Origin of the sequence: Pseudoalteromonas sp. NZS100, assembly GCF_015864815.1 — a bacterium.
In the GTDB taxonomy this organism is placed as follows: domain Bacteria; phylum Pseudomonadota; class Gammaproteobacteria; order Enterobacterales; family Alteromonadaceae; genus Pseudoalteromonas; species Pseudoalteromonas distincta.
Map to the genome: position 1 here is coordinate 20,341 of NZ_JADYWM010000005.1, position 15,644 is coordinate 35,984.

General features: G+C 37.8%; 16 protein-coding genes. 9 read left to right on the forward strand and 7 right to left on the reverse strand.

The genetic code is table 11. The features are described from left to right. Nucleotide 1: 1 nt before the first annotated feature. Genes I6E69_RS06560 through I6E69_RS06585 form a run of 6 tightly spaced genes read left to right on the forward strand, consistent with a single transcriptional unit; the run spans nucleotide 2 to nucleotide 3,096 of the window. On the forward strand, nucleotides 2–700 hold the full coding sequence (locus I6E69_RS06560; protein WP_197120860.1) for a molybdenum cofactor guanylyltransferase: 699 nt from the start codon (nucleotides 2–4) through the stop codon (nucleotides 698–700). Continuing rightward, nucleotides 697–1,236 carry a molybdenum cofactor biosynthesis protein B gene (gene moaB, locus I6E69_RS06565; RefSeq protein WP_002959837.1) on the forward strand — a complete coding sequence of 180 codons (540 nt, stop codon included), beginning with the start codon at nucleotides 697–699 and terminating at the stop codon, nucleotides 1,234–1,236. The genes I6E69_RS06560 and moaB overlap by 4 nt, the downstream gene beginning before the upstream one ends. A 1-nt stretch (nucleotide 1,237) precedes the next feature. Continuing rightward, nucleotides 1,238–1,708: a cyclic pyranopterin monophosphate synthase MoaC gene (gene moaC, locus I6E69_RS06570; protein ID WP_007375236.1), complete on the forward strand. Its 471-nt coding sequence runs from the start codon at nucleotides 1,238–1,240 to the stop codon at nucleotides 1,706–1,708. Next, the gene (locus I6E69_RS06575; protein WP_197120861.1) at nucleotides 1,686–1,985 is read left to right on the forward strand and encodes a MoaD/ThiS family protein; all 300 of its coding nucleotides are present in this window, start codon (nucleotides 1,686–1,688) and stop codon (nucleotides 1,983–1,985) included. The genes moaC and I6E69_RS06575 overlap by 23 nt, the downstream gene beginning before the upstream one ends. Then, on the forward strand, nucleotides 1,985–2,443 hold the full coding sequence (gene moaE / locus I6E69_RS06580; RefSeq protein ID WP_197120862.1) for a molybdopterin synthase catalytic subunit MoaE: 459 nt from the start codon (nucleotides 1,985–1,987) through the stop codon (nucleotides 2,441–2,443). Before I6E69_RS06575 ends, moaE begins: the two co-directional genes overlap by 1 nt. Next, nucleotides 2,443–3,096: an MOSC domain-containing protein gene (locus I6E69_RS06585; RefSeq protein ID WP_197120863.1), complete on the forward strand. Its 654-nt coding sequence runs from the start codon at nucleotides 2,443–2,445 to the stop codon at nucleotides 3,094–3,096. Before moaE ends, I6E69_RS06585 begins: the two co-directional genes overlap by 1 nt. Nucleotides 3,097–3,102: 6 nt before the next feature. Here I6E69_RS06585 and I6E69_RS06590 read toward each other — a convergent pair whose 3' ends face one another. Next, entirely contained in the window at nucleotides 3,103–4,011 is a 909-nt protein-coding gene (locus I6E69_RS06590) for a LysR family transcriptional regulator (protein WP_197120864.1), read from the reverse strand. A gap of 129 nt (nucleotides 4,012–4,140) precedes the next feature. Between I6E69_RS06590 and I6E69_RS06595 the strand changes: the two genes are divergently transcribed. The 3 genes from I6E69_RS06595 to I6E69_RS06605 all read left to right on the forward strand — a co-directional run bounded on the left by I6E69_RS06595 (nucleotide 4,141) and on the right by I6E69_RS06605 (nucleotide 6,768). Further along, the gene (locus tag I6E69_RS06595; protein WP_007585216.1) at nucleotides 4,141–4,578 is read left to right on the forward strand and encodes a PACE efflux transporter; all 438 of its coding nucleotides are present in this window, start codon (nucleotides 4,141–4,143) and stop codon (nucleotides 4,576–4,578) included. A 289-nt stretch (nucleotides 4,579–4,867) separates the two neighbouring features. Then, a complete protein-coding gene (locus I6E69_RS06600; RefSeq protein WP_197120865.1) occupies nucleotides 4,868–6,322 on the forward strand; it encodes an ATP-binding protein in 1,455 nt (484 codons plus the stop codon). Then, nucleotides 6,319–6,768, forward strand: a complete 450-nt coding sequence (locus I6E69_RS06605; RefSeq protein ID WP_039488082.1) for a response regulator — start codon at nucleotides 6,319–6,321, stop codon at nucleotides 6,766–6,768. Before I6E69_RS06600 ends, I6E69_RS06605 begins: the two co-directional genes overlap by 4 nt. Before the next feature lie 150 nt (nucleotides 6,769–6,918). Here the strand turns inward: I6E69_RS06605 and I6E69_RS06610 are convergent, their stop codons facing one another. The 6 genes from I6E69_RS06610 to nirB all read right to left on the reverse strand — a co-directional run bounded on the left by I6E69_RS06610 (nucleotide 6,919) and on the right by nirB (nucleotide 15,488). After that, on the reverse strand, nucleotides 6,919–8,640 hold the full coding sequence (locus tag I6E69_RS06610; protein ID WP_197120866.1) for a GGDEF domain-containing response regulator: 1,722 nt from the start codon (nucleotides 8,638–8,640) through the stop codon (nucleotides 6,919–6,921). Nucleotides 8,641–8,695: 55 nt separating this feature from the next. Beyond that, entirely contained in the window at nucleotides 8,696–9,889 is a 1,194-nt protein-coding gene (locus I6E69_RS06615; RefSeq protein WP_197120867.1) for an ATP-binding protein, read from the reverse strand. 275 nt (nucleotides 9,890–10,164) lie between these two features. After that, on the reverse strand, nucleotides 10,165–11,427 hold the full coding sequence (locus tag I6E69_RS06620; RefSeq protein ID WP_182737628.1) for a nitrate- and nitrite sensing domain-containing protein: 1,263 nt from the start codon (nucleotides 11,425–11,427) through the stop codon (nucleotides 10,165–10,167). A 274-nt stretch (nucleotides 11,428–11,701) separates the two neighbouring features. After that, on the reverse strand, nucleotides 11,702–12,565 hold the full coding sequence (gene cobA, locus I6E69_RS06625; protein WP_197120868.1) for a uroporphyrinogen-III C-methyltransferase: 864 nt from the start codon (nucleotides 12,563–12,565) through the stop codon (nucleotides 11,702–11,704). 9 nt (nucleotides 12,566–12,574) lie between these two features. Further along, nucleotides 12,575–12,928, reverse strand: a complete 354-nt coding sequence (gene nirD / locus I6E69_RS06630) for a nitrite reductase small subunit NirD (protein WP_002959861.1) — start codon at nucleotides 12,926–12,928, stop codon at nucleotides 12,575–12,577. After that, nucleotides 12,915–15,488 carry a nitrite reductase large subunit NirB gene (nirB, locus tag I6E69_RS06635; protein ID WP_197120869.1) on the reverse strand — a complete coding sequence of 858 codons (2,574 nt, stop codon included), beginning with the start codon at nucleotides 15,486–15,488 and terminating at the stop codon, nucleotides 12,915–12,917. The genes nirD and nirB overlap by 14 nt, the downstream gene beginning before the upstream one ends. Nucleotides 15,489–15,644 lie beyond the last annotated feature (156 nt).

The following is a 15,644-nucleotide window of genomic DNA, read 5'->3' on the forward strand; positions in this document are numbered from 1 at the left end:
TATGGAAGCTAATATAAAATCTAATATGAAAGTTAAGCGAGATTTTACAGGCGTTGTGCTTGCTGGTGGTAAGTCATCAAGAATGGGCACAGACAAAGCCGATTTAGTTTTAAAAAATAAAACGCTATTGCACAATGCGTGTGATTTATTAAAAGACGTAGGCGCTAAAAACATACTAATAAGCCGCAACGTTACAAATCCAGTTAAATCATCGAGCCAATATTCACCGAGCGATTATCCTTCAGAAAAGTACGTTAAAGATATATACCCAAATAGTGGACCCCTTGGCGGAATTTACTCAACATTAATAGCCACCGATCACGATTTACTTATTACTGCGGTAGATATGCCTCTACTTACGAGTAGTTTGTTAAGCACAATTGTGCTGGCTTCTCAGTCAAATAAAGTACAAAGTGTGAGCAATCAATTAAATCAGTCACAAATACATGCTTGGCACTTTGAAAATGAACCACTACCGCTGTATATTCGTAATACAAGCAGTGTAAAAAATCATTTAAGATACATACTCACAAACGCAAACAGTCATAAGTCAATAAAACAGTTTACCCAAAGTATTGGTGTGCAAACGCTTTTATGTAATAAAACGCATGCATTAATAAACACCAATACGCCGGCGCAATTTAAAGCTGTAAATGAGCATTTTGACCAAAGCATTAATCAATTAAGAAGAACATTATGAGCCACACAACTGAGTCACAAATAGCATTAAACATTGCCGTAATGACGGTAAGCGATACACGCGATGAAATTACTGACACCTCAGGTCATTACTTAATTAAAGCGCTAACTGAAGCTGGTCATCACTTAGCTGATAAAGACATAGTTAAAGATGACGTTTACCAAATGCGTGCAGTGGCATCGCAGTGGATAGCCGATGACACCATTCATGCTATTTTAGTGACTGGCGGTACAGGTTTTACTGAGCGCGATTCAACACCAGAGGCATTTGCGCCGCTGTTTGATAAAAGCGTAGACGGTTTTGGTGAGCTATTTAGGCACATATCGTACGGCGAAATTGGTAACTCTACTATTCAATCTCGTGCATTGGCAGGACTTGCTAATAACACCGTTATTTTTTGTATGCCAGGCTCTACAGGCGCATGTAAAACTGCGTGGACAGGCATAATAAAAGATCAACTTAACTCAATGCATAAACCGTGTAACTTTGTACCGCACATTACCATTGGTAAAAAGTGTGAATCGCGTGAGCAATAGTATGTTGAGCCATGTTGACGAAAACGGTCAAGCTAATATGGTTGATGTATCGCTCAAAGACGTAACCCTGCGCGATGCCTCAGCTGAAGCCTTTATTAGCATGAGCAAGCTTGCCTTTGAGCAAGTAATGCTTAATCAAAACAAAAAGGGTGATGTGCTAGGCGTGGCACGCATTGCGGGTATTCAAGGCGCTAAAAAATGCGCTGATTTAATTCCGCTTTGTCATCCGCTTGCACTTAGTAAAGTCGCTGTTGATTTTGAACTTGATGAAGCAAACAGCCAAATTAAAATAACCAGCTACTGCAAACTTGCCGGTAAAACGGGGGTTGAAATGGAAGCGTTAACAGCGGTATCTGTGGCTAGCCTTACTTTGTTTGATATGTGTAAAGCAGCCGACCCACTAATGGAAATTAGCGGCATGCGCGTTACTCAAAAAGCAGGGGGCAAAAATGGTAGCTGGCAACGCGATTAATCCAAACGATGCAATATCTAGCGCCGGGAAAGTAGAGTTATTGTTTTTTGGGCAACTAAAAGAGCGGTTAAAGTGCAGTAAATTAAGTCTTGAGATTACGCAGCCGCTTACTATTTCAGAGCTTAAATTAAGATTAGTGAGTCAATACCCGCACTGGCAACCGTGGCTGGAGGAGCGTGAGCTACTTGCAGCGCTTAACCAAACTATGTCATCAAGTGATGAAATAGTGAAAGCAGGGGATGAGCTTGCCTTTTTCCCGCCGGTTACAGGTGGCTAATGAGCATACATATTCAAGTACAAACCGATGATTTTAATGTAGGTGACGAGCACAATACGCTTTGTAGTAGTAATAAAAGCGATGGCGCTGTTGTCACCTTCACAGGTTTGGTAAGAGAGTTCAGCAGTGGCGATAACGTTATTGCACTTGAGCTTGAACACTACCCTGGTATGACCGAGCAACTGCTTCAATCTATTGCAGAGCAAGCTCAAACTCGCTGGCAACTGGCGCGAATATGCATTATTCACCGCGTTGGTTACTTAGCACTTGGCGAGCAAATTGTATTTGTAGGCGTAACGTCCCGCCATCGCCAAGCCGCGTTCGAAGGCGCACAATTTATAATGGATTATTTAAAAAACCACGCCACGTTTTGGAAAAAAGAGCACTTTAAAGACTCATCAAATTGGGTTGAGTTTAAACAAAGTGACAAACAAGCGATGGGTAGGTGGGAGTCTTAATGAAAATAATCTCTACTAATATCTCTAAAATAAAAACGGTAGTGTATAACGGCAAAGAGGTTAAAACCGGTATTTTTAAAACGCCAACTAATGAGCCTGTTGTTATTGAAAAGCTAAATATAAGAGGTGACGAGCAAGCCGATTTAGTTAATCACGGCGGGGTTGATAAAGCGGTTTATGCGTTTTCGCACAATCATTATGATTATTGGAAACAAACCCTCGAGAATGATGATTTAGCTGTAGGTGCCTTTGGCGAAAACTTCACGATTTCTGACCTTGATGAAGCGAATATACACATAGGTGACCATATTCGAATTGGTACTGCACTGCTTGAAGTAAGCCAGCCTCGTGTGCCTTGTTTTAAACTTGCTATCGCCCTTAATAATAAAAACAGTCTTAAGCTGTTTACGCAGTATTACTGCACTGGCGTTTATTTTAGGGTACTAGAGCAAGGCGTTGCAAAAACGGGTGATAGTGTTGTTATCGAGAAGAAAGCCTCGCACGACATATCAGTTAAAAAACTGTTCCAGGCATTTTTTGATAAAAAATACGTAGGTTATGAAGACATACTTTTAGAAGCATTAACTTTGCCAGAGCTTGCTGTAGAGTGGCAAGAAAAGCTAAAGAAGAAGCTTGCTATTGAAAATGAATAAAGCAGTTTAAAACTGTTCTATTCTCGCGCTATCACTCTTTAAAAAGTGTTGCTGCAACCTATTTATTAAACTTTGAAGAACAGGTCCTGTTGATTGGCTTCTTGAAACAACGCATCCCAAAGGAGTAAGCCAACCGCCTTGTTCATGAGTAACGGGTAGCGTTATCACTTCAGCTTGGTTTATATACTTCTTAATAGCAAACTCGGGTACAAGCGCCCAACCAATACTCTGAGCTACTAAGTCGATAAGGGTTTGATGTGTATTTGCGTACCAAATCCTAGAGCTAATTGCGTAGCTAAACCATAACTCTTTTTGGCTAAGGCTGCGATGAACACATTGCCTATGGGCTTTTAAATCACTGCTTGTTACAGCCTTTAGCTTTGCAAGCGGGTGTTCTGGTGATGAAATCGTTAAAAATCGAGCTTGACCCAATAGAAAAAAATCCATATCAACTTTTAGTTCCCCATCACTATAAATGATACCTAGTTGTGCTTTTCCTATTTTTACTAAGTTTTCTACATCGTCAGTTGTTGTCGATATTATTTCGAAATTAGTAATCGGGAACTGATCAGCAAGTGGGGTAATCACTTTTAAAATATCTTGATTATTTAGGCTTTCATCAATAGCTATAATTACCTCATGCTCATAATTTTTTGCTAATGCATCCACTTTTTGGTCAAAATATTTTTGCTGATGAAGTATAGAGTATGCGACAGGTAACAATGCCTTACCGCTAATCGTTAAGCTGGGTATATTTTTATTACGCGTAAACAATGTTTGATTAATCGCTATTTCAAGATTAGAAATAGCTTGGCTAATTCCCGATTGTGCACGGTTAAGCTTTCGGGCTGTTGCCGAAAAAGATCCTGTTTCTACCACGGTTACAAAAATTTTTAGTTGCTCAAAACTATACATATCATTCAACTTAAAGGTGAGTACTTATTTGCTCATCTTATCACTAAAGGTGATGGCTACTAACTTTGCAAATAATTAAATTATGTCACTATTATTTTCTTTAATTATTTGGCGTAAAAGGGGTCAATTATGGATGCAAAAATGGGGTCGCTAGAGAGGATGTTTCAGGCTGTTTTGTTTGAAGTATTAGCGGTAACGCTGTCGATTATTGGTTTGGCTGTATTTACAGAGCATGCAATATCGGCTTTATCGGGCACTATGATTATAATTGCAACGATTGCGATGTGTTGGAATTTTGTTTTTAATTGGTTTTTTGACAAAGTAGCTACCGGTGCAAAAGAGCAACGATCTGTATTATTCCGTATTTTTCACGTGATTTTATTTCAAGGCGGGTTACTTGTTTTTACTATTCCCGTAATGGCGAGCATTTTAAACGTAGGCTTATGGGAAGCATTAATAATGGATATCGGCGTAACTTTTTTTATAACCCTTTACGCTTTTACTTTTAACCTAGTGTACGACCACACACGAGCCTATATTTTTCATTCAAAAAATGCTGCATGTTAATACACTTTTTAAATATGGGATGACTTAACAAAGTTTGTATTTAGCTGCTGGTGTATTTGCCAATGCACCAGCACTTTTAGAGGCGTAATATTACCCAAGTTTGCTTTATAGTGGCAAAAAACTAATAAAGGATTTTTTTATTAAAAGTGAATAAAGCTAAATATCAATTGTTATTTATAGAGGAGCTAGTAAAAAAGATAAAATCTGCTATACCTAAGGTTATAAATACTATCATTATTATAGTGTTATTTAAAAACTGTTGGGTTAGTAGCTAAAATAGGTATCGTATATGAATATCTCAAGAAAACTGATGCTTATTGTGATTTTAACAGCTGCAGAGGTAAGTATTACTGTTTACTCAGCTTTTGAAATAGCTAAAGGGGCTAAGTTTCACCAGCTTAATTTTCTTCACTTAAAATATACTCATCAACTTACCAAGTCAGTTAAAAAAATAGAAAATGACCTCCCCATAGATATAAATACCATTGAGTCAGATATATTGTTAATTAGGCAGCAACCAATTGAGTGTATTGAAGAAATAAATCCATTAAATTACGCTGTTATGAAATTTATTAACACAGAGCAAACTTTAACAATTTGTGAAAAAGATATAGAAATTGCGGATAAAACACTACTGTCAGTTACTCAGTATAAAAAAGGTGAGCTCAGTAGAGATGATTTTTTACTAAACCTTAATGTTGCACTTGTCAGCTTTAACAAACACTCTGAGATGTTTGAAGAACCAATCAGAAAAACAGTATCGTTTATACTAATGACGTTAATCCCACTTGTTATCGTCATATCCTTTTTTAATATTATTTTTATAAGTTACCTTTCTCGTACTATATCCAGCTCTATTCGAAATCTTACTCTGCTCTTATCAAGTAAACCTGAAAGCAATATTAATCTAGATGATGAGCTTGATATAAAAACGTCGGGTGAATTAAAAGCACTCGTTATCGCGGCGAGGCAGCGGATTAAAAATGATCTTTTAAATATTGAAAACAGTATTGAACTCAAAGAGATTATAAATAGCCAAACAGCTTCCCTGCAGCAAGCAAATGACGAACTTGCACAGTTTGCTTATCGAGCTTCTCATGACCTGAAATCACCGTTGTCAGGGGCTAAATCCCTAGCGCATTTTGTTATTGAAGATATAAAAGCAGGAGATACTGAAGAGGCAAGTCGAAATGCATTGGTTATCTATCAACAAATGGAAAAGTTAGAGACACTTGTTGTTGATATTTTATTATTAGCTAAAGCTGAAATTGGTAGTGAAGATAGAGATGTAATTGACTTTAATCAGTTAATTATTGATATGAAAGAGCGACTCACTTGGCTTATGAAAGATAATCCTTGTACGCTTGAGACAACAATTAATCTATCAGTACCTATAAAGTCAGAAAAAGCGCGTTTTGCTCAAATTATTGAAAACTTAATTTCAAACGGGTTGAAGTATTACGACAGAAATAAAGACTCTCCTTATGTCCGCTGTGATATTTTCAATGAGCAAGAGACGTTTTTTATTACTGTTACAGATAACGGAATGGGAATACCACAAAAGCATCAAGGTGAAGTGTTTGATATGTTTAAGCGATTTCATGCACAGACGACTACGGGCTCTGGTTTAGGGATGGCGTTGGTTAAAAAACATATTGAGTACTTAAACGGTGAAATATCACTGCAAAGCTCTGATAAAGGCACAACATTTAAAATAGTAATACCATTGGATAAGCTAATATGACAAAAATTAAACCCCCTATATTAATTGTCGATGACAACGAAGTTGACCGGTATATTCTGAAAAGGCTAATAAAAGAAGCCAAGTTAGAGCTTACGATTTATGAAAAAAAAGACGGTCAAGAAGCGTTAGAATTTCTCGAAAATTATGAATCGAATAGAATAAAGTACCCTGATGGATTTCCTCCAATTCTTATATTTTTAGACATTAATATGCCAAAAGTTAATGGCATTCAATTTTTAGAGGAGTTCTCTAAACTCAGAAAAATGATAGAGATAAGCTCGTGTGTAGTTATGATGTTTAGCTCATCTGAAAGAGAAGAAGAAAAAAAGATTATAATGTCACACGACTTTGTTAAAGGTTACCTTGTAAAAGGAAGTTTTCAGGCAGCAGAGTTAAAAGAAAAAGTGATGGCTGTTATTGGTCAGCATTTAGATAAATACAGCTGATTTGTAGGCATTTTAAGTTTTAACCCATTAGGCTGTGCCAATTGAAGAGCCTTTAGTTTGAGTATGTGGCTCAAACCAAAGGTTTTTAGCTTAAAGTTATATAGGTGTCTAATTTAAGCTTCAATTTTACAGAGGCTCAAAATAACCTATTTATTTAAGGATGATTTTTCTACAATAGTCATCGAGTATTAAGTTAATCTCGTTTGCAGGCATAGGTTTTGAAAATAGAAAACCTTGCAAGTAGTCTATGTTTAGTTTTTTACATAGCTGATGTTGGGCTTTCGTTTCGATTCCTTCAGCTACCACAGAAAAATCTAATTTTTTTAGCATTAAAGATAAACTCTCGATTATTTTTAATCGCTTATTATTTTCTCCATCCAACGACTGCATGCTTTTGTCTAATTTTACTATATCAATAGGGTAAGATATTAGATGAGATATGGATGAGTACCCCATACCAAAATCGTCCAAAGCAATCCTAAATCCCTTGTTAGACAAAGAAGTTAATATCTCAATCACTTCTTTACTATTTTCCATAAAAGCTGTTTCTGTTATTTCAAGAATAATACTGCTGGTTTTTAAGTTGTATGTTTTGATTGTCTCTAATAAATAGGTCTCTAAAATCTTTTTTTGTAGCTGAATAGGTGAAATATTAATAGATAGTGTTAACGGCGTTTCATAGCTTTGCTGCCATAAAGATAACTGCTCTAAAGCGCTCGCAATTATCCATTTTCCAAGTGGATCAATTAAACGACACTCTTCAGCAATAGGAATAAACTCATCAGGGGTATAATGAATGGTTGTATCTGGCCAACGGACCAGTGCTTCAACACCTGTCATCATTTGTGTTTTAGAACAGTAAACAGGTTGATAAAATAACCTAAAGTTTTTTTCCTCTATGTGCTCTTTTATACTATTTTGAATATCTACCCGGCGACTAAATTCGTACTGATATTGCTCTTTGTAAAAGCTAATTCTACTTTTACCACTTTGCTTTGAGCGATACATTGCAATGTCAGCACATTTTAGCAGTTCATTGGATTCAGTCGCATCGTTTGGGTATAAAGCACTTCCTATACTAACACTGCAATTTAAAGTTCTACCTTCATGCAAAAAGGGTTTAGACACTTCAGCTAGTATTCTATTTGCTATCATACCTATTTGATTAATATTGCAAATTCCACCTATTATAACTGCAAATTCATCGCCTCCTAAGCGTGCAAATCCTTCATTTTGTCTCAGGCAACTATGAATTCTTTCTACTGTTTGTATTAAAATTTCGTCGCCGACACTATGGCCAAGCGTATCATTAATATTTTTAAAGTTATCTAAATCTAAAGCAAGTAACGCCACGCAGTTTTTTGCACGTTTATTGTTAGCTATCATTACTTTTAGTATTTCTTCAAAATGATATCGATTAGACAAACCAGTAAGCTGATCCCGTTCTGCCATATGCTTTACAGCAAGATAACTGTTGTGCATACGTTGTTCTGCCTCGAAGCGTTTTTTTGCATATATAAGCGCTTTATTTAAGCTATCCCTCGTTATATCACCTTTTGGTAAAAAGTCTTGAGCACCGGCTTCTATACACTCAATAGCTAAAGCTGAGTTCTCTGAGGAACTAATCATGATAATTGCGGTGTTACCGAGTTTAGGCTTTGCACGCATTTCAATTAGCATTTCAATGCCATCTTCTTTCGGCATATTATAATCGAGTAGTATTATATCAAAGTGCGTTTTTTCAATGGCGTCCAAGCCTTCTGAAACACACGTTACCTCGGTTATATCATGATGGTGAGAGCCATCAGAAATAAGCATCTTTTTAATTAATTTGCGATCAACTAAGTCATCATCAACAATTAATATATTCATACGTTCCTTCTAAGAGCAGCTAAATTATGCTCGTTTATAATTGATAATTTCATAGTTAAACTTTGGGCCAAAAAATAGTAAATGTACTGCCAAGCTTTCCATCGGAGGCTACTTCAATTTTGCCCCCATAATTAATAATGAGCTTATTGGCAATACAGAGTCCGATGCCGCTCCCTTCAACATCATCTCGAGATTGCAATGTCTGAAATAACTTAAATATGAGTGAAAAATACTTAGGGTCAATTCCTGGACCATTATCTTTTATTTCAATAATGTAATATTGATTAGAGGGGATAAGTGAAATATCGATAACCGAGTGCTCTTTATTGTTATGTTTTATTGCATTACTAATAAGGTTTTGAAAAACAGTTTTAAAAGGGATCAGTGGTATATCGAGTACTTCGTGATTGGCGTGTATATCAACAGTGACAGCTTGTGGAACTTCTAAAATTTGTTCTATATCTTGGTAAATACTTTCTAAAGATATGTTTGCACGAGTTGAATCACAGCTATTTATTCTCGAGTAGCTTAGTAAATCTTCTAGCAGTACTTGCATTCTATTAGCCCGGCTGAGCACAAGCTGAAAATTTTCTAGGTGCTCTTGAGGGAGTAAATCTTTGCAATCATCATAAACCCATTCTAATAAACGTTTTATAGCATTTATTGGTGACTTGAGATCGTGTGAAGCAATGCTGGTAAATTCATCAAGTTCATCGCTCATTTTTTGTAATTTTTTGATTAAGCGATCTTTTTCAGTTTCGTCTTCTTTGTTTTGCTCGCAAATTGTTGAATTAACCTTAGCACTGTTTATTTTATCTAATAAGTTTTTACGTTGGACCAACTGATGTACAAAGTTTTTTTGTAAACTATTTAAAATTGATTTTTCTTTTTCTGTAAGTTGTGAATCACTTGCTCGCTCGAATATCAACCATCCAAACTTAAGACCTGAGGGCAAAATAATAGCCGATATAACTCTAAATATTTTAAGGTCATGCTCAATAATCGATTCATTAAAAATATCATCAGATAGTTGCTCTTTAGCTACTGCTATTTCTGAACCTGATTTATATAGATCAACGACACCTGAAGGCAGATTAGCAACAATAGAAAGTGAGCTCGCATCAAAAATGTTTAAAATTAGCTCAGCAATGTTTTCTATGTTTGTTTGAATGTCATTATCAAGAGAAGTTGTTAATTGCTGCTCATCTATTAATGATACACCTTCTATATAACTCTCTACATTGGGCATTCAAACTCCTACAACAGTATTAAATATGCCTCATTAAAATGAGATGCAACAAATGATTAACTTATTGTAGTTGATTATTTTGAATGCGTTGAATAATTTGCATTATTAATAGACGTCAAATTAGAGTTTTACCTTATTGTAGTCAGCAGGTTATGAATCAATTTTAAAATAAGGCAAAACTCAATCTGGGTGTGAAATTTGTAACTTAATAAATAACTATTATTTAGGGTAGTGTTCTTACTAAAGAGCAACATGCCCAAGTAAAAACAGCATATTTAATCGCTCAGTTGTACAATTTTTTGCGCTACGCTAAATAAGGTTTTATGCGTATCCATTGCTTGTTTTTGTAGCTGTTTATGGGCTTGCTCTTCGGTGAGCTTTAACTGCTCAATAAGTATGTACTTGGCTTGGTGAATAACCTTTTGCTCACTAATAACTTTTTTAGCGTCAAGTAAGGCTTGGTTTATTTGTTTAATATGCTGGCTTTGCTCGATAATTAAATCGTACATACTTTTATTACTATTGAGCTTATCGGCCGCTATATTTTGGCTTACTTCTGGCTCTGGTTGCTTAATGGCTAATTGCCCAAAAGTCGGGGCTATGTGCTGCTCTGCCATATTGTTAAGTACTTGCTTATTTGTATTTAAACTACGTTGAGCACAGGCTATTTGCATTGCTGCGGTATCAATTAATTGATCTGCTATGTTTTGTTCAATTTTGTGCATTATATCTATGCGCGTAGTGGTTACTTCATACCATACTTCGCTTAGTTGCGAGAGCGGTTGAGCATTCTCGTCATCGAGTTTTTGCAGTAAACTTCTAAGTTGCTCTACCTGATTATTAACCTGATGTGTTGTTAACGAGGCAAAGCATTTTAAAAGGTGCGCATCGGCGTACTCATTAAAAAAGTCAAAACTGTGGTTTTGCTCTTGTACAAAATGCGCGAGTTGTTGTTTTTGCTCAGTGGTAAATTTACTCGCGGCAAATGCTTGTGCACCACAGGCGCGCTCTTGTCCTGCATACTCTTTACCTTGCATAAAATTGAAAAATGCAACTAATAAACGCGTTATTTTAGGATCGCTTGCGCCATCTGCTGCCTCTAAAATAATATTGAGTAAACTAGCAATTAACTGCGTGAACGACTGCGTAGCATGCACTGCACTAATGTTTTGTTGTGCTATTTGATTGCGTAATTCGGGCAATGCGTCAAGTGTTTGCAGGCTATAGGTAATTAAATTAAATAACCGAGTATGTCCAGTATCGGCGTTGTCGTTTATAAATGTTTGTTTAAGAGAATCATAAAATGCAGTTTGTGCGCTGCTGCTTAAAGGGATTTGTTCTTGTAATTGGGTTTTAAATCGCTCGCGATTTGAGGCCAAAAATATATTACTCATTGCACGTTCTTTTTGTAACTGATGTACAAAATCGCCTAATTTAGTAAGCGAGGCACAACTGTTTTGTAATTGCTTTAGCGCGTGTATTTCTTGATACTTAGCCGCTAATAAAAACTGTTTTGTGAGAGGATTGCTTGTCGCCATTGGTATTATTCCACACTTTTTTGTTTTTAAAGTGCAACCACTGTTCCAATCATTAATAAATTTCATCATTGAATTTAAAATCAAGCTAATACAATTGCTTAAAGTGTTATTTTTGTTTTTCACTTTGTTTCTATAATTTAACTTACCATTACTTTTAACTTATTTGGTGCATTTAAGTATGTTATTGCACACAACTTGAACCCAAATTAAAAACAAAAAAAGCGCCTACTCCTGGGGAGGTAGTAAGCGCGAAAAGTGCATTATTCATTTTACGTCATGCGTTAACATTTATACTGTTTAGTAACTCAGGACTAATAGCCATTTTATGATTTATTACTTCGCCAATCATAATTAGGGTAGGGCCTTGAAGGTTGTGTTTAGCATGCTCATTTACTATTAGTTCAAGCGTACTGGTAATTACCTTTTGCTTAGTAGTAGTGGCATTCTCTATTAGTGCGATGGGTGTATTACTTGGCCAGCCCACTGATTGCAAACCGCAGCTTAGCGTTTGTAAGCGCGAAAGCCCCATATAAACCACTAAAGTGGGGTTGTTGTTTGCAGGCATAAACGCGTAATTTTGCCAATGAGGTTGCTTGTTAGGATCGGCAAACTGCGCTGTTAAAAATGTAACACTACGCGCTACATCGCGTGCAGTGAGCGGAATACCCGCATAAGCGGACGTAGCACAAGCCGTTGTTACACCCGGAACAATAGCAAAATTAATATTATGCTCACTAAGCGCATCGGCTTCTTCGTTAATACGTGCAAATATACTCGGATCGCCGCCTTTTAAACGCACTACGTTTAAGCCTTGTTGTGCGTATTTAACCAGTAGTTCGCAAATGTTAGCTTGGGTCATCGAATGTTTACCCGCACGTTTACCTACAAATACTCGCTGTGCTTTTTTAGGAAGCGTTTTTAATAAATCATCGCTTACTAACCAATCGTATAAAACAACATCGGCGATATTAATTAAACGCTGCGCTTTTACTGTAATTAGCTCTGCGTCCCCTGGACCCGCACCAATTATATAAACATTGCCGCTTTTGACGCTGCGACTATTTGAGCTTGTTAGCTTAGTAACAAGCTTATTTAGCCACACGCTTTCAATACCCGAAAAATAAGACAGTACACTCATACTATTCCCCTAAGCCACAGCTGTTGTAACTTTTGGTTCAGAGCTTATAAATACACTGCCGTCTTCAATTTTTGCATTAAAAACCGGTAAGTGTATTGCTTCTGCTTCTAAACATTCGCCTGTTTCTAGGCAAAAGTGTTGCTTATATAAAGGCGATGCGACAACTAATTTATTGTCGATTGAGCCAATAATGCCACGCGATAATACATTGGCTTTGCCAATCGGGTCGTAGTTGCTAATGGCAAACACAGCCGTTGGATTTTGTGGAATGTAAAAAATAGCCACTTGCTGATTATTAACTAATGCGCATACGCCGCTATTAGCCACTAGGTTGTCGATTGTTCCAATATTATGCCAAGACATCAGCTTGCTCCTCTTCAACTTCCATTACTGGAATACGGTTTTGTGTATTACGTTGCTCACGCTTTTCGGCTTCTGTAGCAGGGCGAATTTGGTTACGCTCTTGCACAAATAAAATGTTGTCGTCGGTTTCGGGGCTATTAACAAACTGGCGGAATCGTTTGGCTGCATCAGGGCTTTCAATCGCTTTTTTCCACTCACACGCATAGGTTTGTGTAATTAATTCCATTTGCGCTTCTAGCTCGTCGCAAATGCCTAAGCTGTCGTCAATTACTACGCTTTTAAGGTAGTCTAAACCGCCTTCAAGGTTTTCCATCCATACCGACGTACGCTGTAATTTGTCAGCCGTTTTAATGTAAAACATAATTACGCGGTCAATGTATTTAATTAGTGTTGGCGTGTCTAAATCGGTCGCAAATAAATCAGCATGGCGAGGGCGCATACCGCCATTACCACACACGTATAAGTTCCAGCCGTTTTCGGTGGCTATAATGCCAATATCTTTACTTTGTGCTTCGGCGCATTCGCGGGTACAACCCGATACCGCCATTTTAAATTTATGCGGTGCGCGTAACCCTTTGTAGCGGTTTTCTATTTCTATTGCGTGTCCAACGCTGTCTTGCACACCATAACGACACCACGTACTACCCACACACGACTTAACAGTTCTAAGAGACTTACCATAAGCATGACCTGTCTCAAATCCGGCTTCTATAAGTCGCTCCCAAATAACAGGAAGCTCTTCTAAGCGTGCACCAAATAAATCAATACGCTGACCGCCAGTGACTTTGCAGTACAGGTTAAAGTCTTTTGCTACTTGTCCAATTACAATGAGTTTGTCGGGCGTTATTTCGCCGCCAGCAATACGCGGTACTACAGAGTAAGAACCATCTTTTTGCATGTTTGCTAGGTACGTATCGTTAGTGTCTTGTAAGCCAACATGGGCGGGCTCTAAAATAAAGTCGTTCCATGTTGAGGCTAAAATAGAGCCAATGGCAGGTTTACATATTTCACAGCCATGACCGCTACCGTGTTTAGTTAGTAAGTCATCAAAGCTTTTAATGCTTTCTACTTTTACCATGTGCAGTAGTTCTTGGCGCGAATACGCAAAGTGCTCACATACATGGTTGTTAACTTCAACACCGCGACTTGCTAATTCGTTATCAACAACTGATTTTAGTAACGCAGCACAACCACCACAGCCGCTTGCTGCTTTAGTGCATGATTTTACCGAGGCTAAATCGCATGAGCCGCCATCAATCGCGCCTACAATGTCGCCTTTACTCACATTGTGACACGAACAAATAGTGGCGGTGTCGGGTAGGGCACTGCCCGATAACGACGGCGCGCCGCCGCTGTCTGGTAAAATTAAACACTCAGGGTTTTCTGGTAAGTCCATGTCGTTAAGCATGTACTGCAGTAAAGTATCGTAATCGCTGGTATCGCCAACTAGTACAGCACCCAGTAATTTATCGCCTTTTTCACTTAGTATGATTTTTTTATAACAGCCGCGAATAGCGTCTTGATATATAAGTTCTTTACAGTCTGGCGTTTTTGCGTGAGCGTCGCCAATTGAGCCTACTTCTACACCTAATAACTTAAGTTTAGTGCTCATATCGGCACCTAAAAACTCAAGCTCGCCACCACTTAATTGACTCGCTGCAACGCGTGCCATGTTGTAACCCGGTGCTACTAAGCCAAATAGTTTTTTGTCCCACAGGGCACATTCGCCAATGGCTAAAATATCAGGATCTGACGTTTGGCATTGGTTATTAATAATAATACCGCCGCGCTCACCCAGTTCTAAATCAGCAATTTTGCCGAGTTGGTCATACGGGCGAATACCGGCAGAAAACAAAATTAGGTCTGTTTCTAAAAATGACTCATCCGAAAAATTCAATCTAAAGCGACTCGTTTCGCCTTTTACTATTTCACTGGTTGCCTTTGATGTGTGTACCGTTACGCCAAGTTCTTCTATTTTATTTTTTAGAAGCGTACCGCCTTGCCCATCAAGTTGAACAGCCATAAGTTGTGGTGCAAATTCAACTACGTGGGTATCAAGTCCTAGTTGCTTAATCGCATTTGCGGCTTCAAGCCCTAACAAACCACCGCCAATAACTACACCACTTTTACTTACAGCGGCACTGGCTTTTATTTGTTCTAAATCTTCTAATGTGCGATACACCAAACAATGGGGTTGGTCGTTACCTTTTATAGGCGGCACAAATGGGAACGAACCTGTAGCGAGTACAAGTTTGTCGTACGGGTATTGCTCACCCGTTAATGTGGTCACTATTTTTTCTGATCTATCAATGTCTTCAACCCACTGGCTGGTATGCACATTAATATTAAGTTGTTTATAGTTGTCGTGAGTGGTAAGTGCTAAATCGGCGGCTGTTTTGCCATCAAATACACTTGATAAATACACGCGATCGTATGCAAGATTTGCTTCTCCGCAAAGTACAGTAATGTCTGCGTTGGCATCGCTTTGGCGCATTTGCTCAACAAAGTGGTGTCCGACCATACCATTACCAATAATGAGTATTTTTTGCGAGGTTTGCATATGGCATTCCTTAAAGTGACGGTTTAAATACAAATAACAAAAAAGCCCGCCACAAATACGCAATATGCATAACTGTGTGCGGGCTTCTTTGCCTATGGTTGCTAATAGCTATTGTGCTCACAACCTAAATTTTTGCCGTAAGTAAAACGGGCTTGT